23 protein-coding genes and 1 pseudogene are annotated in these 21,225 nt (G+C 43.7%); 2 read left to right on the plus strand and 22 right to left on the minus strand.

Annotated elements, in window-relative coordinates; translation table 11 throughout:
* Nucleotides 1-242: 242 nt before the first annotated feature.
* The 14 genes and pseudogenes from MHH93_RS06150 to MHH93_RS06215 all read right to left on the minus strand — a co-directional run bounded on the left by MHH93_RS06150 (nt 243) and on the right by MHH93_RS06215 (nt 11,225).
* Entirely contained in the window at nt 243-647 is a 405-nt protein-coding gene (locus MHH93_RS06150; RefSeq protein ID WP_500053267.1) for a DUF4259 domain-containing protein, read from the minus strand.
* A gap of 234 nt (nt 648-881) precedes the next feature.
* On the minus strand, nt 882-1,454 hold the full coding sequence (locus tag MHH93_RS06155) for a nucleoside-triphosphatase (protein WP_500053344.1): 573 nt from the start codon (nt 1,452-1,454) through the stop codon (nt 882-884).
* A pseudogene (locus MHH93_RS06160) lies at nt 1,443-1,904 on the minus strand (NUDIX hydrolase); the annotation flags it as partial. The pseudogene MHH93_RS06160 and the gene MHH93_RS06155, both read right to left, overlap by 12 nt.
* Nucleotides 1,905-2,118: 214 nt before the next feature.
* Entirely contained in the window at nt 2,119-2,625 is a 507-nt protein-coding gene (locus MHH93_RS06165) for a GNAT family N-acetyltransferase (protein ID WP_500053268.1), read from the minus strand.
* Between the two features lie 148 nt (nt 2,626-2,773).
* Nucleotides 2,774-3,157: a nuclear transport factor 2 family protein gene (locus MHH93_RS06170; protein ID WP_500053269.1), complete on the minus strand. Its 384-nt coding sequence runs from the start codon at nt 3,155-3,157 to the stop codon at nt 2,774-2,776.
* A gap of 197 nt (nt 3,158-3,354) precedes the next feature.
* Nucleotides 3,355-3,822: a hypothetical protein gene (locus MHH93_RS06175; RefSeq protein WP_500053270.1), complete on the minus strand. Its 468-nt coding sequence runs from the start codon at nt 3,820-3,822 to the stop codon at nt 3,355-3,357.
* Nucleotides 3,823-4,079: 257 nt separating this feature from the next.
* A complete protein-coding gene (locus tag MHH93_RS06180) occupies nt 4,080-4,928 on the minus strand; it encodes a phosphotransferase family protein (RefSeq protein WP_500053345.1) in 849 nt (282 codons plus the stop codon).
* A gap of 227 nt (nt 4,929-5,155) precedes the next feature.
* Entirely contained in the window at nt 5,156-5,851 is a 696-nt protein-coding gene (locus MHH93_RS06185) for a hypothetical protein (protein WP_500053271.1), read from the minus strand.
* A 302-nt stretch (nt 5,852-6,153) separates the two neighbouring features.
* Complete coding sequence (locus MHH93_RS06190; protein WP_500053272.1) at nt 6,154-7,251, minus strand: Gfo/Idh/MocA family protein; 1,098 nt, start codon at nt 7,249-7,251, stop codon at nt 6,154-6,156.
* 58 nt (nt 7,252-7,309) lie between these two features.
* Nucleotides 7,310-8,482, minus strand: a complete 1,173-nt coding sequence (locus MHH93_RS06195; RefSeq protein WP_500053273.1) for a Gfo/Idh/MocA family protein — start codon at nt 8,480-8,482, stop codon at nt 7,310-7,312.
* Nucleotides 8,479-9,393, minus strand: coding sequence for a sugar phosphate isomerase/epimerase family protein (locus tag MHH93_RS06200; RefSeq protein ID WP_500053346.1), 915 nt, complete (start codon nt 9,391-9,393; stop codon nt 8,479-8,481). Before MHH93_RS06200 ends, MHH93_RS06195 begins: the two co-directional genes overlap by 4 nt.
* A 257-nt stretch (nt 9,394-9,650) precedes the next feature.
* A complete protein-coding gene (locus tag MHH93_RS06205) occupies nt 9,651-10,151 on the minus strand; it encodes a metallophosphoesterase family protein (protein ID WP_500053274.1) in 501 nt (166 codons plus the stop codon).
* A gap of 219 nt (nt 10,152-10,370) precedes the next feature.
* Nucleotides 10,371-10,805, minus strand: a complete 435-nt coding sequence (locus MHH93_RS06210; RefSeq protein WP_500053275.1) for an Rrf2 family transcriptional regulator — start codon at nt 10,803-10,805, stop codon at nt 10,371-10,373.
* A 42-nt stretch (nt 10,806-10,847) separates the two neighbouring features.
* On the minus strand, nt 10,848-11,225 hold the full coding sequence (locus MHH93_RS06215; RefSeq protein WP_017689054.1) for a DivIVA domain-containing protein: 378 nt from the start codon (nt 11,223-11,225) through the stop codon (nt 10,848-10,850).
* A 200-nt stretch (nt 11,226-11,425) separates the two neighbouring features.
* On the opposite strand from MHH93_RS06215, the gene MHH93_RS06220 reads away from it, so the two are divergent.
* Nucleotides 11,426-11,992, plus strand: coding sequence for a TraR/DksA C4-type zinc finger protein (locus MHH93_RS06220; protein ID WP_500053276.1), 567 nt, complete (start codon nt 11,426-11,428; stop codon nt 11,990-11,992).
* Between the two features lie 186 nt (nt 11,993-12,178).
* Here the strand turns inward: MHH93_RS06220 and MHH93_RS06225 are convergent, their stop codons facing one another.
* The 6 genes from MHH93_RS06225 to MHH93_RS06250 all read right to left on the minus strand — a co-directional run bounded on the left by MHH93_RS06225 (nt 12,179) and on the right by MHH93_RS06250 (nt 18,287).
* Entirely contained in the window at nt 12,179-12,871 is a 693-nt protein-coding gene (locus tag MHH93_RS06225) for an ArsR/SmtB family transcription factor (protein ID WP_500053277.1), read from the minus strand.
* 132 nt (nt 12,872-13,003) lie between these two features.
* Nucleotides 13,004-14,293, minus strand: coding sequence for an MFS transporter (locus MHH93_RS06230; RefSeq protein WP_500053278.1), 1,290 nt, complete (start codon nt 14,291-14,293; stop codon nt 13,004-13,006).
* Between the two features lie 244 nt (nt 14,294-14,537).
* The gene (locus tag MHH93_RS06235) at nt 14,538-14,978 is read right to left on the minus strand and encodes a ribonuclease (RefSeq protein WP_500053279.1); all 441 of its coding nucleotides are present in this window, start codon (nt 14,976-14,978) and stop codon (nt 14,538-14,540) included.
* Between the two features lie 270 nt (nt 14,979-15,248).
* Nucleotides 15,249-16,256, minus strand: a complete 1,008-nt coding sequence (locus MHH93_RS06240; RefSeq protein ID WP_500053280.1) for a Gfo/Idh/MocA family protein — start codon at nt 16,254-16,256, stop codon at nt 15,249-15,251.
* Between the two features lie 2 nt (nt 16,257-16,258).
* On the minus strand, nt 16,259-16,633 hold the full coding sequence (locus MHH93_RS06245) for a replication termination protein (protein ID WP_500053281.1): 375 nt from the start codon (nt 16,631-16,633) through the stop codon (nt 16,259-16,261).
* Between the two features lie 505 nt (nt 16,634-17,138).
* Nucleotides 17,139-18,287: an acyltransferase gene (locus MHH93_RS06250; protein WP_500053282.1), complete on the minus strand. Its 1,149-nt coding sequence runs from the start codon at nt 18,285-18,287 to the stop codon at nt 17,139-17,141.
* Between the two features lie 72 nt (nt 18,288-18,359).
* On the opposite strand from MHH93_RS06250, the gene MHH93_RS06255 reads away from it, so the two are divergent.
* The gene (locus tag MHH93_RS06255; RefSeq protein WP_500053283.1) at nt 18,360-18,752 is read left to right on the plus strand and encodes a YidH family protein; all 393 of its coding nucleotides are present in this window, start codon (nt 18,360-18,362) and stop codon (nt 18,750-18,752) included.
* 172 nt (nt 18,753-18,924) lie between these two features.
* Here MHH93_RS06255 and MHH93_RS06260 read toward each other — a convergent pair whose 3' ends face one another.
* Together MHH93_RS06260 and MHH93_RS06265 are read right to left on the minus strand one after the other, a co-directional pair.
* A complete protein-coding gene (locus MHH93_RS06260) occupies nt 18,925-19,527 on the minus strand; it encodes a general stress protein (protein ID WP_500053284.1) in 603 nt (200 codons plus the stop codon).
* A 730-nt stretch (nt 19,528-20,257) separates the two neighbouring features.
* Nucleotides 20,258-21,225, minus strand: a 968-nt coding sequence (locus MHH93_RS06265; RefSeq protein ID WP_500053285.1) for an ATP-dependent helicase C-terminal domain-containing protein, incomplete at its 5' end; no start/stop codon positions are given.

Below are 21,225 nucleotides of genomic sequence, written 5' to 3' on the forward strand. Positions count from 1 at the left end.
ATTTCTATATCTGTTTCTATATAAATCAATAAACTCGACAGATGTAATAATTCCACGAAAGTCATATCCCACAATTTTTCCTCCCTCATTTTTTATGATTTAATAGTATTTGTAATACTTTCACATAATGTTTCTGTATTTGGTTATCTGCTGTAAACTCTCTCTGAAATCCTTCCCGCAGACCCAGGCTCCAACGGAGCCGACGCTTGGATATTTTCATATGTGAAGTTCCCTCTTTTTCTTTACAATCGATTTTCTAAGTCTTTTATTGTATTTAACCAGATCGAATATTCTTCTGATTCTTCCCATAGCTCTTTTAGTTCTGAATCTTTCTTAATTTTCTTAACTGCTCGTTTAGCTTTTGAAATGAGTTTTTTTCCTTTGCCTTTATGTGTAATAATCCAGTCATGTAGATCTTCAGTATTACTTCGATTATTCATTATCTCTTTACCAGGACTGCCTTGTAATGCTGCAAGAATCTCAATTGCGCCTAGAGCATTTGAAGCTAAATCTGAATAAATATATTCTTCTTCTAATACTTCTTCAATCGTCTCTTCAATTAATTCGATGTCATCAGAATCAAGTAAATCTGCCTTCCAATCTAATACATCATCGTTCTCAAAGATTCCAGTTCCCCATGCTCCCATTAATTAACCTCCAAAAAAATGTAATTATATTTTAAAGCTCTTAGGTATTTTCACATAACGTTATTGTATTCACGATGTCCCGCCGACTTAAGCGACCAACGGGAGCGGCCGCAAGGCGGTTAATCGGTGCGGATGTGTCCGGCTGAATCTGCTTCCTCGAAAACTAAAATGCCACTCCGAATACCCAATACGTGAATATATTTTTATAGGATGTCAGCGCCTTCTCCGAGATCCTTACAATGTATTTGAATCTAAAGCTTTCAAAATATCCTTCACTAATAATTCAGTTATCGTATCACGTGTAGATTCATTAATACTTACTAGCTGTACTTCCTTGTTATATTTGATTTTGTCTATTCCCGGATGACTATCTAGCGGAACTGTCCCTAAAACAATTCGATTATCATAAATGATTTCTTGTACTTTTCTTTGGAAAGATAAGGATAAAATCTGCATGAATCCAATCTCATCAATTACAACAATCTTTTTAAATGTCACGGCCTCTTGTAATACTCTTAAAGCAAATTCTTCGAATTTTTCTATATCGATTCCGTATCTTCCAATTCGAGCTTGACTGGGACTCTCTACATGCGCAATTTCCACACTCTCTCCATCAACGGATATGCATCTGAAACCCATTCGCTCATTAATTGAATTAGTTATTTCCTCAGTGTAAAATCCACCCCAAGTTTCTGATGCAATCTCATTTATAAGTTTTTTTATCAAAGTTGATTTCCCTACTCTTGGCTTTCCCGTGAGCAAAAATACTCTTTTAGAGCTCTGCTGTTCACCGTCTATTCTTGACAATAACTTATAGTCAGGTGGATTCAAATTCCACGTCTCATAGGGAACAGAGCGTGCCACACGTAGCGTATCTAAAATGTGAGATTTTAAATGAGGCCGTTTAATATATTCATCCATTGTAGTTTCATCCAAGTGTAAAAACTTCGCATCTAGTATCTCTTCGGGTTGTATTGTTATTTCACCGCTCACATAATCCGCATTAAAAACCACAGACAATACGTGAAGTCTTTCATTATAGTAGACGCCGGACACTCCGATGGGGCGGATGACAACTCCGGTTTCTTCAAGAAATTCACGACACACCGCTAGTTCTAATGACTCCCCAGCATCAACAAATCCTCCCGGCAATTCCCAAGTATCAGCTCGTAAATGCGTTCGAACCATCAATACATGCCCCATCTTATTCTGAACTAGTGCGGATACAGCTACTAAATGTTTTGAATGTTCTTGCATTGTCAAACACCACCGATCAAGTATTTAGTATTCTGTGCGATATCAAAAAAAGAACTTTAACGTTTAGGTTTTGCGCTGTTTTCCTATAACGTTCCTGTATTCACGACCCGACGTATGTCGGGTGTCCGGCAAATGCCGGACCAAGGACGAATGTCCGCAGCGTGAATATTATGTTATAGGATGACAGCAGCTTCTACGAGTACCCTAGCATCTATTATTTCATTTGAAATACTTGAACAGGTCCATTCCAGCTTTCATTGTTTAAAATAACTTCTTCGTACTTCCCACCTGTAAACTCGTTAATTACCTTGTTCCAAAATAGATTTGCTGGCCTATTTTGTGGAGTCTGTCGTACTTCCCATATCCCTTTATAGGTATTAAAAATAAAATGGGCTACTTCTTTTCCATATCCCTTATTTCTGAATTTGCGCATTATAAAAAAATCACTAATTACATTTGTCTGAGTTGATGTACTTGCTTTTACATACTCTTTAGGAACATCTGTTAAAACAAGTACGAAGCCAGCCAGTTCTCCATTAATTTTTAAGTAAAATGGCTTACGATAGTCATCTGTCCATTGATGATCTAGATACTTGTAAAGATAAACTCCATGATTAGTCAATTCATATCCATCAAATTCACTTGAGTCATATCTGTAGAACTGGATCAAACTGTTTAAGATTATTTTATCTTCATATGGAACTCTCAAGATCTCTAACATGTTATTTCTCCTCTGTCTGAAATTTCTTATTTATTTTATGTATATGTTTTTCCATTCTGGTTTCATATACACCTTTAGTTTTTTGCTGATGCGTGAATATATTGTTATCTGATTTCAGGATAATCTATGAATAACTTTCAACAATGTTTCAACTATGATCTTCAATCAGTATCAACTTCTTATCTTTCATTTGAAATATTGATTTCCCTTGAAGTTTTAATGTTTCTCCTGCCTTCATTCCATTAGGGAGATCACTGGATAATATTCCCTCATAATCAATGTCAACCTCTGCTTTATCTCCTGTGTAAGTAATGTTCTTTATTACTTGACGCCTTTGAGAAAATACCTGTATTGACTGCTCTGCTAATGTGCGAAATTCCTGAATCCCCGTTGTTTCCGAATTCACTTCACCTTTAGAAATGTTTCGAAAATGAATATTCTCATTCAAAACCCCTATCATTCCATCAATGTTAAACGTGTTATATGCGCTCAGGTATTTTTCAATAAGATCTTTTAAATTTGAGTTCTCCAAGTCGAATCACACTCCTAGATTTTGATATTACATATTTGTCCTGATTTCAGATAACGTTCCCGTATTCACGACCCGACGCATGTCGGGTGTCCGGCGTATGCCGGACCCAGGGCGAATGCCCGCAGCATGAATATTATGTTATAGGATGTCGGCAGCTTCTTCGAATGGCTTATCCCTCTTGTAACTCTCCCTTTACATCAACTATATTTTTCTTTTAATATTTCTATATATTTCAGTGGAATTTCTGTGATTTTCGAAATGTCTGATACTTCAATTCCTAATTTTAAAGCCCTTCTTGCAGTCTTCAAACTATTCTTTACTTTAATGATCCGATCTTTAAGTAATACGTCTCCAAAATCCAGATAATCATCAGCAATCTCACCATTTAAAAAGAACTCTATATCATAAGTTCCGATGTGCTCTTCTATGTAAAAAACATTAATCGAGCAAAATACTACGGCTTCTGTTGTATTAAAACTATATTTTAGGTATATGGCTCGCTCTTCAACGTTTATAAACTCATCATCTAATTTGCCCATGAAAGTACCATGATAATCGCTTTTGTTCTCGTCACGCCACTTCCTATACGTTTTCCAGTAGTTTTCTTTCGTGTTCTTCATCGCACTATGCTTACTGTCCCACTCAAGTAGAACATCTTTATTCACTCCATCACTTCCCTAGAAAAATTTTGAATACAATTAGTTTTCTTTATGTGTTTGCTGATTTCCTATAACGTTGTTTTATCCACGAACTCCAACGGGGTTGTCTGCTGATATGCCTCTTCGAAATTCACCTCGCAGACCAAGGCTCCAAAGGAGCCACAGCGTGAATATTTTGTTATAGGATTTCAGCTTCTTCTTTGAAACACTAAATATAAATTGTTATTGCTCATTCACAACCACAAACAAACAATTAAGTGGTTCTATCTAAATTCTTTAATTCCGTCTTCAAAAGCTTCTGCATCATTATGATCTATCCCATGTAGAGCTTCCTGTAAAGCAAAGGTACTTCTATAAAAATGGACTCTTTCTGAAATTTGTCTTCCATTTGGGTATAACTTCGTGCAGATTTCGAAAAATTCTTCTCCGTAGCTAGAAAGAATTCCTGCTAAGTCATAGGCTGGATCTCCAAGTCCTGAGCCTCCGAAGTCAATAATGCCTGCAATTCTTTTATCTTTTGGATTCCATATAATATTGCTTGCTCCAAAGTCTCCATGAATCAAAGTTTTCTTCAAACTCTGATTATCAATATTATTTAAAAATGCATTAAAGTTCTCTACTACTTTTTCTCGCGCATCTAACCGCATAAATGGAAATAGTTTTTCTTTTATTCTAGTAAACAAAACTTCTATAATTCCATGTATACTTTCATACTGTTTTTGCAATCTTATCGCTTTCGGTATGTCTATGGAATGGAGTTCAATAAGAAACATAACAAGTTGTGAGGCAATTTCATTTATAAATTTTTGGCTTTTGATAGTTATTAATTCGTCCTTCCATAAAGGAGCGCCTTCAATCAGTGAATAACCCATGAAGGTCTTACCCACCTCCAACTCATCGAATGATTGATAGGCTGGATAGGGAATCTGCAGAGTTACAGTCTTTCTAATTGTTTCTAACAATCCTGTTTCTCGCTTAAATTTTTCTAATCCTTGCTTATACTTAGGAAACCTAAAGACGAGAGATCGATTAATAATAAATACGTCATTATTCTGACCGATCTCATTTCGTTTTACATCTTGAATATGTAAATCTGGATAAACTTCTTTAATGCGTTGAACTTAAGTAGAGATCATGTATACAAGCTCCTTTGATAATAACTGTTTTACTTTCATGAATTTGGCTGATTTCCTATAACGTTCCTGTATTCATGAACCCCAAAGGGATTGTCTGCATGCACGCGCTTCCCCCTGAATTATCTACGGCAGACCAAGGGCCGAACGGCCCGCAGCGTGAATATTATGTTAGGTGGAGTTATTGCCTTCCTCGAATAATTGCATCAATTTTTCTGTTTAATCCATTCGTTTACTAATAAACAAATTAAAGATTTTGCTTCTGTTATATACATCGGTTCTTTAGGAGGTTCATAATCTAATGCATGTCTTGCTTCCATTCCAATTGCTTTATAGCTATTAGCAGTCCTAGTAAATCTCTTAAGGTTCTCTGAAGAAATTGAAGAAAAAGATTTTACATCAGCATCTTTAGCTATTACTTCAAAAATTTTATATAATCCTACCCAACTTTCATCATCGTACGATATCAATTTTATTACTTTATCAATTACCTCATGTTTTTCACACAGCTCTAACAAATCAGGTACAGAATCAGCAGGGTTAGAAATTTCAATTGTTCCATCGGCTTTTATTATTTGCGGAATTGCCGTCATACTTGAAGAACCAGAAAGCACCGCACTCATAAAGAAAGTGCGTCCTCCATAATCATTTAGAAGATAAATATCCGATACGGTAATTCTCCTGTGTGCTCCCAATACCAACTTTGTCACACCATCGATTAGCTTCACTAGATTTTCTACTTTTTTTGAAACCTCTTTATAGTCGTCAGTAGAGGAAATATCTAATGATTTTAAACGATATTCACCTTCTTCTTTGAAAATTGTTAGCTTTTGGGTATTGAGTGACTTTGAAAGTTCATAAAGCTCTTTTTCATCTCCAGCTAAACATATAACCCACTTCATAGTCCACCTCATTTCATTTTCACAATAATTACACCTAACATCATATCTACGAACTTCGTAAGCACCTCTTCTTTTTACGAATATCCAAACTACATATAATATAACCCATAATAATCCATCTGCGAAGTCACCAACGTACTCAAAAAAGCAGCCCGAGTAAACTGTCCTATATGTTAGCCATAACTAACACGTAGAATGCAGTTTACACCTGGGCTGCTCTTACCTCACTCAACAATAGATGAATCGCCGATAACCTTCAGTGATCTGACTTTGCTCCCTTTGTTCCCCTTCACACAAAACATTTATTTCGCTCCACCACTCCACACCACGCGCTCGCTCATCGCTTTATGTTGTGCAATCAGGCAGAGTTCTGCCGCTTTAAAGGCATGTTCCTGCGTCATGGCTGTCTCGGTGCGGTCCAGACAATCACGAATGAGTTGGCCGAAGAACGGGTAACCGACCTTGCCTTTTACATTGTAGCGGTACTCTCCTTCATGATTGACCAAGTACACTTGATCCCCCTGAGATTCCCTTGCGATGTCGATATACTTCCGCAGCTCGATATAACCGTCCGTTCCCAGAATAACGGTACGTCCATCGCCCCATGTGCCCAGACCATCCGGTGTGAACCAGTCCACTCGGAAGTAACCGGAAGCACCGTTATCCCCGATCAGCGAAGCTTCGCCGAAGTCTTCCAATTCCGGGAACTGTGGGTGATTGAAGTTATGCACCCGGCTGAACCCTACCTCAGCGTCCGTGCATGATGCAAACGTCAGAAATTGTTCAATCTGGTGACTTCCGATATCGCAGAGTATGCCGCCATACTGCTCATGTTTGAAGAACCAGTCGGGTCTTCCTCCTGCATTCAGGCGATGCGGACCAGTACCCATAACTTGCACTACTTTGCCGATTGCCCCTTGTTCAATGAGCTGACCTGCGTAGATCGCACTTTCCACATGCAGTCGTTCACTGTAATACACCATGTACTTTTTGCCTGTTCGCTTCACTTCTTCTCGTGCAAGCTTTAATTGCTCCAGCGTGGTGAATGGGGCTTTGTCTGTAAAATAGTCCTTGCCTGCGGCCAGAACTCTCATGCCAAGCGGCGCGCGATCTGAAGTGATTGCTGCACTTGCCACCAATAACACCTCATCATCTGCAAGCACTTCCGCCTCAGATCCAGCGGCTTGAGCCTGTGGGAACTGCTTTTGGAATGCCTCTACCTTCTTCGGGTCCGGATCATATACCCACTTGAGGGTAGCCCCAGCATCCAACAATCCTCCAACCATCCCATAAATATGCCCGTGATCCAGCGCAACAGCAGCAATGGTGAACTCACCCGGACCACATACGACCTCTTTGGTAACACTTTTCGGTGCGTAGAACATCCCGTCTTTAGCCATGTCATCCCATCCTTATTATAAAATGTTGTTTACAATGAACTCATCTCATCTAACATCTTCATTTAAACGTCTGACTCAAATCAGCAGGTTGACTGCCGCTTATTGCTTTGTCTTTCTTCGTCGTTGAACTAGCAATGCGCTCCTGCAGATGTTCGTAGAACAGATCCTCATCGATTGGCAGATCCACCCAGTTATCCGTCCAGGTGGACAGCAGCATTGCATTCGATAATGTTAATCCGTGAATACCGTCCTCACCTGGAGCAATAAGTGGTGCGCCTGTACGAATCGCAGCCACCCAGTTACGAATCAGACCCGGGTGCCCCGTTTCCACACCTGTAATTGGAATCTCGCATTTCCAGCATTCCGGCTGTCCAAAACCTCTGGTAAACCGCTGATTGAATTCCGGCTCAGATTCCCGAAGTCGCCAGAACGTCAGCTTTCCATCTTCGATGACGATTTTACCTCGGTCTCCGTTGACCTCGAATCGGTTCGTACCTGGTGCTTCACCAGTAGTCGTTACAAAGACACCTGTTGCTCCATTTTCATACTCCACATAAGCGGTTACATCATCTTCCACTTCAATATTCCGATACTTGCCAAACGAACAGAACGCACGCATTCTTACCGGCATCATGCCGATGGTCCACTGCCACAGATCCAGTTGGTGCGGGTCCTGATTAATCAGTACACCTCCACCTTCGCCTGCCCAAGTTGCCCGCCAGCCGCCGGAATCATAGTAACTTTGGGACCGATACCAGTTCGTAATAATCCAGTTGGTGCGCCGTACCTCTCCCAGCTCCCCCGAAGCGATCAAGTCTCTTAGTTTAATGTAGAGTGGATTGGTCCGCTGGTTGTACATCATGGAAAAGACTTTACCGCTGGCTGCGGCGGCTTCATTCATCTTGCGTACCTGCTTCGTATACACGCCGGCCGGCTTCTCGATCATGACATGCAAGCCATGCTGGAACGCCTGAATCGCCTGTTCCGGGTGGTCATAGTGCGGCGTTGCAATAATGACCGCATCAATCGTACCCGAAGCCATCATCTGCTCTGCATCCTGCCAATAGGTGACCGTAGCCGGCAGATGGCTCGATACCCAGCTCTCCATTTCTCTTCTTACATCACATACAGCGACCAATTCTGCACCCGGTACTTCTCCGGCAACCAATGTTCTGGCATGAGCTGCCCCCATGTTGCCTATACCAATCACCGCTACTCGTACGATACTCATGACTGCTCCTCCTCGTCCACACGACGCTCAATTTCGGCAAAAACGTCTGCAAAATGCTGTAACATCGCCTTGGATTCCAAGGCTCCACTAAAGTCCTCAATGCCGTAATATCCGTCATACCCGACGGCACGAAGATCCCGCACCATCTGTACCCAATCGACCATGCCTTCAGTCAGGGGGGTCCATTGACATTTCCAGGCTGTATTCAGAGCCAATCCGCTACTCTTCCCAGTCATATTAGCCTTTTGCGAATCTTTCGTTTCTGATTCAAACCACCCGGCATTCTTAACATGCACATGAGCGAGATACGGACCCAGCAGCTCAAGCCCCATCCGATGATTCTCATACCCTTCATGCACCATGTTGCCTGGATCGTACAATACACCCACATGCTGCGGGTCGAGCGATTGCACAAGCCGATAGGCCAGCGATGCCGTCGGTGCAATCGTCTGATGATGTGTCTCTACAATTGCCTTGATGTTGTACTGTTTGGCTAAATCTTGTACTTCACTCAGGTAATCAACGGCTTTACGATACAACTCAGGATAGCGGGTCTTGCGATCATATCCAGGAACACCCACACGCATCATGGTTGCTTCCAACCCAGCCGCAGCCTGAAACGCCTGCTCGGTGGCAGCTAGATCTCCACAGTTCAGATACGGGACGAGTGCAATGGATTTCCTGCCTTGCCCCACCGCCGCTTCACGAAAAACAGGAATCTGTTCCTGCCAGCAGCTTGGATCTACCGAGCATCGATTATTTCTCCAGTAAGATGGCTCCTCGGATATCGCATCTTCAGGAATTCCGCGGAAACGCCACTCTATTCCATCAATCCCGGCTGCTGTCGCAGCCGATGCCAGTTCTTCCGCATTCAGATCAGGGGTAGCCACGGTGAATACAGACAGTTTCATCATGATTCATCTCCTTATGTAAACGTATTCATTTCATGTCGTAAAGGCATTGTATCACTCCACCGAACGTCCCCATAGGGGAAAACGCCAACAGATGAATGACAGATAACGAACAGAGCATATTCCCCATTCAGAGATAACTTCTCAAGATAATAATGTTATAATCTCATATCAAAAAAGACATCCTTGGAACAGATCTCAATTCTGTTCAAAGATGCCTTGTACAATATTTATTTATAGGATGAAATCATATCTCTCTAATCTCGATCAAAGAACACGTGTTCAGCCTGTAATTTACCCTGCTCTATTGTCATGATGCCAAATGAATATTGCTTCTGAAAACGTTTATCTGTAGGCGACCCCGGATTAAATACGAGCGTGTTGTCCACGGTATGCATCACCGGGATGTGTGAGTGTCCGTAGATCACAGCATCCACATGCTGGCCTGCAAAGGTATGAATGGCATTTTGCTCCGTACCCTTTGACCCGAGATGACCGTGAACAAGACCCAGACGAAGTCCCTCCACTTCAACAACACGGGAATACCCCAGTTTTTCAGCGATTTCGGACGGGTCCGTATTACCAGCTACCCCTTCGACAGGTGCATACTCGCTAAGCAATGGGTATACGCTCCAATCCGACCAGTCACCAGCGTGAAGAATGAGATCGGCACTCGCAAGTACATCCAAGAGCCTGGCAGGTAACTTCTGAGATTTACGTGAACAATGCGTATCGGAAATGACTACAATTTTTTTCATATCACAACCCACCTTTCCTTTAAGAGGTTGTTCAAAAAGTCCGCTTTTGATTACGAAAGATGCCTAGTGGCATCATCAGCATCGAATATGGAATTCAGCCGAAATGTCCGTTCCTCACGTAGTTTCCTACGCTCCGCTACTCCATTTCTAGCTTCATCCCATCTTTTCGGTACTGAAAACCACCCTTTTTGAACTTGTACTTTAAGTCTTTATTACCATCTATTCTGACTGTGATGGGACAGCTAACATCTGGGAACTGGAACGTTCCATATCTTCAAGTGTAATCGATGCGAAGAACTGCTCTACCTTCTCCTCGGCAACCTGATACAGATTAGTCAGAAGGCTGTCTATATTCAAGCCCACTTCACAATCCGGGTTACAGTTGCCGTGAATCGGGAACAATGGACCTTCATCCTTGGCAGCTTGATAGATCATGGCTAAAGTAATTTCACTCGCCGGTTTTGCCAGATAGAAACCTCTTGTTCCAGGAGAAGAGTTCACTAATCCCGCCTTTTTCAGCCCGCCCAGAATACGTCTGACGACAACAGGGTTGGTATTCACGCTACCTGCAATGTGTGCAGACGTGATTCGTTCAGGCGCGCTGAGTGATAACAACAACAAACAATGCACACTGACCGAAAAATGAGTACTCATGATTAACCACCTTTATTTAATATAATCCAGGACATGCTGACGTTATTCAGAGAACAGATCCTTTTCGGGACGTGCTCTGATCTTGAGCTGCCGCACACTGTATTCCAGTTGTTTCACAATATCATCCAGCTGTTTGCGATCAATCTTGGTCGGATCTTCCACTGGTTTTGCGGACGACTTGAGATCGCGGATCGTTAACTGCTGCTCTTGCCATTTGTCCATCAGATCTGCAATATTGGCATAGAAACGTTCATAGTCTTTGATGACCAGATCAAGATAAGCATCTACCTCATCCGGATCATAACCACGAAGTTTATAATTAAATTGTTTTTCATGTATCGATAACGCATCTAGCTGTACACCCAATTGTTTAAACAATTGTCTTTGTTTATCCAATCTTCGTTTCATATGTTCATCCATATTGACAACCTCCATTATAAGCCAAGCCGTGGTTCCTTTTATCAATGAAGAACATACGGCATTTTCTCTCTCTATTTTTTATAACACATAATCCGTCAGATATAAAATGATACGACCCTTTTCCTTACGAAAATGATTGCTTTTTATGCAATTCGGGTAAAGACTCTCTACACCCCACAACGGGAAAGGAGCATGTTCTTATGAGTACATTAACCCAAGATCAACGTCAAGAATTGAAAAACGCCCTTTTGGAGCAACGCGAAAACTTGCAGCGCCATTTTGAATCCAGCATGGAAGACGGTGCTCCGGCCCAGTCGCTGAAAGATTCAACGGGTGAGCTGTCCTCCTACGATAATCATCCGGCAGATGCCGGTACAGAAACATTTGAACGCAGCCGTGATCTGGCGATTGACGATACATTAACAGACGAATTCAATCAAGTGAATGACGCATTGGAACGTATGGAACAAGGTACATACGGAACCTGCGTAACGTGCGGAGAAGATATTCCTTTTGAACGACTCGAAGCTATCCCCTATACCGCTTACTGTATTGATGATACGCCTAACCGGGAGATCAGCAACGATCGGCCCGTTGAAGAAGAAGTAATGACTATGCCACCAACTGGTGCGGGAGAAGGAAGACAGCGTAACGCTGGCAAGTTCGACAATGCAGATGCTTGGGAAGCAGTCGAAGAATACGGCACATCCAATTCCCCTGCAACTGCAGCCAAACGTGATGTGAAGGACTATGATGAGAACATGTAACTTCGTTATGAACTGAAGGTAAGCGTCAAAATTGAATTTGATTCGATAGGCTGCTTCACCATTAACCTTCCTTATCACGCATCAAAAAGCCGCCAATGGCGGCTTTTTCTAGTTTTCTGCAATGAAGACTTCCACGTTTGCTGTCACTTACTTCAAACGATATCACTGGACACTCTTTCCGTTCGTTTATTCTTCCGTCTCACTACCAGATGATGAAGATTCCTGCCGCTTCGAAACAGATCGGGATGCTTTCGGGGTGGATTTGACCTTACCGGACGCACCTTTCTTTTTCTCTTTTGCATCTGTCTTGGAAGCAGGTAATTTCATTATAGGTTTAGAAAGAGCAGAAAATAACTGAAACACCTCATGTTCCCCTTGTTGATTCTCTTTCGTTGTATAGGGTTCACAGAGTTTTATGATGTTCTTATACAACTGCTCTACTTCCTCACGGGTTGCATACAACGTGATGTCCGAAAGAAACATCCGATCTTCATTTTCCGCCTGATGCATGAACCGCTGACGACTCTGTTCGAACATCTCATTTAATAATTTGAGCGTTTCAGACCGAAACACCTGTTTCAGTGGTGAGTTTTCATTGTCTTCATCTTCATGACGAAGATGGATTTCTCCGGTGAATGGTTCGTAATATTTTGCGATAATGCCATTAATCTCACGTGTGGAAACGATGGTCAGCAGACCAATTTTCTCCAGCTTTTTTACATGATAGTGAACTTTGGCTGGCACCTCACCCATCTGGTCGGCGATTTCTTTGACAGTGGATGGTCTGCCCTGCTTGTTAAACATATTCATGATCTGTATCCGATACGGATCGGAGTAGATTTTAATTTCTTCAATGGTTGAAAGAACCTTGTGCGCCATCCCTGTATCCTCATTTCCGGGGTACCTGTTGTCCATCAATGTCTCTATTATACCGCTGCGTCAGGGCTTCGGTCAAAACGCCGGAAATGAACTGATACAAAAAATTAGCTAATGATTTCCTCTGAATGTACTTCACAGAGCACTTCGAAAACTTTTGCTAAATAATAGCATACCTGCTGACATGGCGAGCATAATACCGAAGACGATAAACAGAACAGGCATGCTCATCCAATCTGCAAGTGCTCCCGAAACCAGGCTCCCAAGTGGTGCAACACTCAAGACAAGCATACTCTGAAGAGCATATACTCTACCCAGCATATCGGAAGGGGTAACTTCCATAAGATACGTAGCCAGCGGGGTCGTAGCCATTGGTATACCCATACCCATCAGTAGACAAAAGGCCGCTGCAACAGGCAGTTGGAAGGATGTCATATAAGCCGGGAGGGCCGTCATGGCATAACTGAGACCCAACATGACAATACCACTGATGACAAGAACACTTTTACGATAGTTGGCTCCTCTTTGCGTCAACCACACCCCACTAATCAACATGCCTCCCACCATCAACCCACTAAGCAGACTTAATCCACCAGCGCCAGCATGCAACGTTTCAATGACATAGGGCGTACGGAGAACATTGAACGGCATCAGGCAGAAATTAACGAAGGCAAACAAGATGGAGACGATTAATAATAAGGCATGTTTACGAAGAAAATAAAAAGCTTCCGCCATTTCGGAGAATATACTGCGTTTCTCGGATGGAACAGAACCCGTTTCAGTTAATGTTTCATTTTCATTGTTAGCAGATGTTGATACTTCAGGGTAGCCAACTCGGCTCATCATTAAAGCACTAAGCGCAAACAAACCCGCATCAATCAGGATCGTCCAGGCAATACCTATTGAAGCAATGAGTGCACCAGCCACTGCAAGTCCTGCGAGTTCGGCCACTCTGGTTGCGGAAGAAGACATGGCATTACCCGATAGCAGCATGGATGGGGGAAGCAATCTGGGCACACTGGACACTTCCGCAGGAGCAGTGAAGCATTCCAGCAAAGAATTCAGAATCGTGATGACAAACAGATGCCAGACTTCAAGTTGCCCCAATCCAAACAGCAGCGCTGTAATCCCTACGAACACCCCCCGGCCTGTATTCGTAATCACAATCACTTTTTTGAGAGACATGCGATCAACCAATGCCCCAGCGAACAATCCCAGAAAGATACTGGGCAAGAAATTCACCGCCAGCAATGTCCCCATCAGCACTTTCGAACCGGTCAGAATGTACACCATCCAGCTGTAGGCAATCGAATCAATGGAATCACCAAAACGGGATACTACTTTACTGAGCATAAACTGCATATAAGGCTTGAAACGTAATAATCCCCCTATACCTTGCTTGCCAACGACTGCGCTATCATTCATGACCTTCAACTCCCCAACGTTAAAATATTTTTCATGTTAATTTTATTTTAACGCATATTCTTCATAAAGCAATACCTCCGTGAAAATAATTTTAACGTCGTGTAAGACAAGTACAATCTCGTTCTTCTTTCAGATGATTCGTAATCAACAGCAGACTTGTCAAACAACCTCCTATAACACAAAAAAACAGACCACATGTGGTCTGTTAAGCTAACTTATCAGAGATTCGCGTTTTCATTTTCCTCTATTTCATGCGTGTAAAAGATGCATAGTGATCTGTCGTTTTGTAAATGAGCCCATCATTGGAATACACAATTCGATCCGAATTACGGAAACCGGAAGTGTAGTTAATATCCGCTTCACGCCATGTACGTCCACTCGCTGTTGGTAGTAACCCTTCCCGATTGCCAAACACATCTCCGCCGATGCTTTTTCCGGGAGCCACTACAGCCAAGTTTCCTTGTGACGCTACCCAGCCGAGTCCTGTGGCTTGTGATTTGGTAATGTAGTTACATGGCAACGTGCCGTTTGCACTCAAATAGTTTGCTACACCTGTAAACGTATTAATGATGGTACATGTTGCAGCAGATGCCTTCTGCTGTGGGGCTGGAGTGAACTGTGATCCTGTGAAGAAAACAAACGTTAACAACAATGCCAGTAATGCGGTTGAAAGTATTTTTTTCATCAATCCGGCCTCCCGATCCCTCAAAGTAGATGAACGTTGTCACGATATACCCTCTGTAAGTTGTAATTGTGTGGTTGGACGTTCTGCTAGATTATAGTAAACAAGTCATCTCATGACTATTTATATCACACCAGTTTGGTAGAAATATCAAATTGAGAGGTTTAAATTGTAAAATATTATAATTATGACATTATAAGATAGAAAAAAGACTCTCATCCCTGAAGATGGAGTCTGCACTTTCTAATATATTTAAATTAACTTGACCTAAATCTAATCAATCAGTTGCACACGTTGACGCGTTCGCGCTGATTCCAGACACGCATCAATAACACGCATGTTTTGAATGGTATTTTCCGGACTGAAAGGCAATGCCTCTCCATCAAGTGCAGCCGTTGCAAACGTTTCTACCTGAAGAACATATGAATTTGATACCGATACACGCTCCTCACGGCTGACCGAATCGGTATGAATGATGATCTGAGGTGGAATATCGCTGTTCTCCCAGCCAAACACTTTTGGCAGTTCAATCCGCCCCTCCGTCCCGAGAATCTCCATCTCCGCTCGCCCTGAAGCCCACATGCCACAGTCAAAAGTTAAGGCTACCGAATTCGGAAATTCTACCAGTCCCGAGGCCATCATATCCACGCCATCATGCTCGTCCGAGAATAACGCGTGTACCGTCACCGCTTCCGGTTCCTGTCCCAGATACATCCGGGCTGCCGAGATCGGATATACGCCTAGATCGAACAAAGACCCGCCGCCCATCTCTCTTTTGAACCTTACATTTTCCTTGTCATCAGCGGTATTACAGGTAAAGTTGCCATGGATGGCTCTGACGATACCAATCTCTCCACTGGCTATAATCTCTTGCACACGTCTGTGCTTGGGATGATATCGATACATAATCGCTTCTGCAAAAAGAACACCCTGCTGCTCACACGCCTTAATCATTTCTGCTGATTCATCTGCATTCAGGGCAGCTGGTTTCTCACACAACACGTGTTTGCCAGCCTGTGCAGCTTTGATGGTCCATTCTTTGTGCATATGGTTAGGCAAAGGAATATAGACGGCTTCGATATCCGGATCTGCGATGAGCTCTTCATAATTGCCATACGATCTGGCAATGCCCAGTTCTTCAGCAAGGGCTTCCGCCTTTTCTTTGCTGCGGCTGGCAATCGCCAACACCTCACCACGTTCGGACTGCTGGATCGCGGGAATGACTGCATTTTTGGCAATGTTTGACGTACCGAGTACACCCCACTGTAACTGTCTGTTCATGCTCATCTTCCTTTCGTACCGTAATTGTCCTCTTCTGCCTTGTGTAACATGCCTAGACAACGATCCAGATCCGCTTTGACCTGTTTCTTGTATAACTCAGCTTTCTCCGCACCATCATCCGTGAAATGATATAAAACGATTTCCTGAAAATCGACCTTCGGATCATTGCCCTTCAGCTTCTTCGTGCGATAAAAGACCCCCTGCTGTACCAATTCATGTAGTGCCCGATATACCTCGCTCTGGGGTGGAACATAACCGTAGTCTTTGAATTCCTGCTTCATCGCCTCCAGCATCTCGTAACCATACCCCCTGTGCTGTTCAACCATCGTAATCAGATACAGCTTGATAAATGCCCGCTGTGCAATCATAAAAGCCACGTTCATTCCCCCTCCTGTCAGAACCTATATATCTAGTATTATAAAACTTATGTTCGGGTTCTGCCATCTTTCTCCGCTTTTCCTCCCTTTTATTCTTCTTCATAAGGAAGCGAGCAAGAAATCGCTTGGATGTCAGATAACCTGAGGTAGCACGGAAAGAGGCTTCCTGTTGTGAATTTTTCATGTATTGAAATTTTAAATCGTATTTGAAAGGTTGTTTTATTTCAGGCACTCAGCGATTCGTTCGATTGAATCCTAATCATACTGTGCGGAGGCTGTTACATTGGTACTCCTGAATCCTGTATCCTGCATACATGAATCCTGAGTGGCCTGTATAGTGAGTCCTCTGTTGCCTTTGTTACTAAATCCTGAGTAGCCTGCATTATTGATTTCTCTGTTGCCTGTAATACTGAATTCTGTATTTCTTTAGCGGGATACACCCTGTACAATCCTGTAAAATCCTGTACAGCTGATTCTGTTGAGAATTTTTCATATGTTGATGGATTCATTTGGTATGGACAGATTTTGGCACGGCTCCCACAATCCATTTTCCCCAGCTTACACGAGAGATGAGCCATGTCAGTACACAGGATAGTGCAAGAGCGAGCAACCAAGTAATGATCATGCGAACGACAGGATTCCAGCCCATAGCGACATAGAACAACTCATCCGGAATATAGCTGTATCGCAGCATCAACATATGCATCAGATAACCGCCATACGATACACCACCAATCCATCCGAGCAATCGTACAGCCCTGAGATTATGCAGTTTCCCGGCCAACTGGTACATGACCATAATGGAAGCGATCAGAAAGAGCGCCATATCAGGGCGGATCAGACTGACTGTGTAAAATGTAATTTTGATTCCCTCCGGCTTCTGAAACTCCAGCATTAATAGATATGTAAACCGAAGTCCCAGAACGATAAACACCATCCAGTATACCCAGCGTAACCGATGAATCCATTCATTCCAGTACTGCACGGATAACCCGGCTGCTGCACCAAGCACAAAATAAATAAAGAAATAGAGGAAATTCCGGTCTGCATACGTTGTAAAAGCATCTGTCAGCACCGGGATATTCAGCCATTCCATGAACTTGGCAATGTTTCTTAATTGGTCCGCAAGCACAAGATACACAACACCCGAAATGAGCAGAGCAATCAAACGGCCCGTGGCCTCATATTGGTTATATACATAACGAATTGCACGCAAGAAGAGCGGAAATAACAAATAAAACTGGATCAGCATAATAATGTACCAAAAGTGTGAAGTCGTTTTGCCAGTAATCAACTTCAGGCCTAGGTCCGGAATGTCATTCCATCCAAATCCGGTCCAGCCACGCGGTGCAAGTGTAAAATAAATAAGTGACCAGATCAGATAAGGCACGATGACATCGTTTACTCTTTTTCTCATGAACTGGCCATAATGCAGCTTGTCTCCCGTGTTATAAAACAGCACCATCCCTGTTATGAATATGAATAATGGAACTGCAAATTTGGAGAGCATCAGCAGTATGGCCAGTAACACGCCATCCTCCAGTCTTGTTTCCGGGACCAAAGAGTAATGTGCGATGGAATGCTGGAGAACCACTGCGGCAAAGGCGATTCCCCTTAAACTTTCTATTTCTGTAATTCGTTCTTTGCGAGGCATACATTCAGCCATCCTTTCTTGGTTTTGCAATTAAAACAACGTACAATGAAGCCGTATAACTAATGAACGGGGTTGATTCACATTTCGTTAACAGACAAAGACGTAACCACTACCGATTCCAAGTATGTCCAACAGCATCTGGCTAACGAGCGAACTTTTCTGGCCTGGGTACGCACGGGTATTGCCATGGTGGGCATCGGTTTTCTTGCTGCCGGATTTGGCTTCAATTCGTCGGCGTATGATCGACTTGCACATATTGCCGCCATTATTACAGGTATCACATCTCTGGTTGGCGGCATATCCATCATTCTGTATTCGGCAGCAGCCTATCATCGGAAGCGTAAACAAATCAATGAACAAACCTTTCAGGCATCGACCGGCTTAATTCGTTTTCTTACAATGATGCTACTGGTGATTGGACTTGCTTTGGCTGTACTGCTCTATGTATTGTTATTCCCTGTCTGACTGGGTAAAAACACCACCAGCATTATGGGGATGCCCACATGTCACACAGGGACAAAAGCCGGCTTCCCTAAAGGAAACCGGCTAATGACCATCTGGTGGATCATATATGTCATTCCATTTTGCAGATAATAAGTCCTTGGGTTTTATTTCATATCAGCCGAATGTGGCAAGATCACAGGAATGTATTGTTACCGAATCGTGCTGCCTTGTTTTGGGCTTCCAATCTGCGTTCTTCCATATCCAGATCCGGTCGTTCAGCAGGTACATCTGTACCATGAACTTGAGCTCTATCCCGATTAAGTTGGCTGTTGCTGCTAAACACATTGTACACATCGGTGTCTCGATCGGTGGAGTCTACGAGCAGCAAAATTTTGCCATTCTGTACATACTCCTCATACTGTTTAGCATCCTCTTCCGGAATACCAAGACCTACCAGACCACCCACCAATCCGCCAGCTCCTGCACCCACAGCTGCACCGGTAAATGCTGCTGCAATGGGGCCTGCGGCCAAAATGGGACCTATGCCGGGTATGGCCAATGCACCGATTCCTGCGAGCAGACCGGCTACGCCACCAAGCACGCCACCTGTTGCTGCACCCGCAGCCACACCTTCAGGGGCTTTTGTACCCGTCTCTTCCCGAATCGCTTTTAATTCATCCCGATCTTGCGTAACAACGGAGATCTCGTCTGAAGTGAATCCTTGTGCTTTCAGACCCTCGATAGCCTGCGATGCTTCACGTTCTGTATTAAACACACCTACGATTTTCTTCTGCATAGTGAATTCCTCCTCATATTATTGAGTGGTTCGCTATGTTATTACCCGCCCAAGTTTCTTTCAAACGCTTGCAAGGCAATATAGTATGTGCTGATAGTAATGAATGGCTGGTTATTCAACCAACGATAGAGTGTCAACTATAGCGAGTTTCAGATTTCTTAGAATGTTGCGGCCATTTCAAATCACTGAATAAGACGTCACAGGTTCGTTAGCACTCAGGTTCAGGTTCTGGTTATACATTGAAGGATGTCAGGGGCCAAAACATCTTACTATCCCGTTCCCCCCGACTTTCCCTAGGGTTAAAGACAGGCTCTGAGGCGTGCCCATTATCTCTAAAAAGCAGATTTTGCCCGAATCTCGTTCCATGTCGGAAGTTTGCCACAAGCGAACCGAGGGCACGCGAAGCGAACGTGACGCAACATGGGCTTAAAAGGCAAAGTAACGCAGCAAGTGGCAAAAAGGAAATTTGAAGTAACACGGGACGAAAGGGCAGTTCAAAATGCACTCAGCAGGTTTGGAGACACATCCCGGTTACAGGGTGACTACTGACGGATGAGTATGATTCGATCATTTACAATACTGCACGTTGTGGTTCATCCGAGTCTAAGCCTGATGAAATTTCGCACTGGCGTGCAGCTCCCAGCACGCAGTGCAATGCTTCATGACGAGGGTGGTCAGCCACATCATTTGGGAGCCCAGTCGTTAATACCTGAAAAAAATAATCATTTATCTATTTTCCCCGTGGCTTGGCCCGATTTGTGGCGACTGCTTCAAGTGGATTATCCGGCCAGTAGTGCTTCGGATAACGACCTTTCAGATCTTTTTTGACGTCAAAGTACGTCTCTCGCCAGAAATTGGCCAAATCTCGTGTAACCTGTACAGGTCTCTGAGCCGGCGATAACAAATGAATGGTCACTGGGACTCGCCCACCAGCTATACGCGGTGTCTCCTGTTGTCCAAACATCTCCTGTAATCTCACCGCCAGAGCAGGAGCCTCTGGACGGCTGTAGTCCACCGGAATACGAGATCCACTGGGCACCTGTATATGCGTCGGAGCTTCATCGTCCAGTTGTTGTCGTTGTGCCCAGCTCAGACCACCAAGTAACACATCTTGCATCGACAATCTCTTCAGGTCAGCCGCCGATCGCATGCCTGTCAGATAAGGTGTCAGATGTTCTGCCAACTCTTCGGTCAGATTATCTTCGATCAGGTCAGGCCATTCGGGTACATGGAGATGCAGGAACCGCACCCTGTCCGCAAGTTGTCTGGATGTTTTTGTCCATGGCAGACAATCCAGCCCTTCCATCCGTATTCCGGCCAACAGTGCTTCCAGCACCTGATCTTCAGGTGGCTGTGCAATACTGCTCTCTTTGATCACAAGGGCTCCAATACGAAGTCTCTTATGTGCACGCACGCTGCGGGTATTGGCATCCCAGGCTACTTGTACTTCACTATGCAGCAGGTGCTGACCTGCTAGCAACAGTGTCTGTTCCTGCAACGGCGCAGCCAGCAGGATGCGCGCATCTGCGCCCTGGTCGTCTGCCTCGGCTGCGACCAGATACGCTGAACGGCTCAGCGATTCTGTCGCTGCGAGCCGTACGCCGCGGCCGCTGCTCAGCAGATAGCGGCCGTCCTCCCGGCGTTGCCCGATCCGGTCCGGATAGGCAAAGGACAGCAGCAATCCGCAGCTGTCCTCAT

It is taken from the genome of Priestia sp. FSL H7-0729 (assembly GCF_038005685.1).
In the GTDB taxonomy this organism is placed as follows: domain Bacteria; phylum Bacillota; class Bacilli; order Paenibacillales; family Paenibacillaceae; genus Paenibacillus.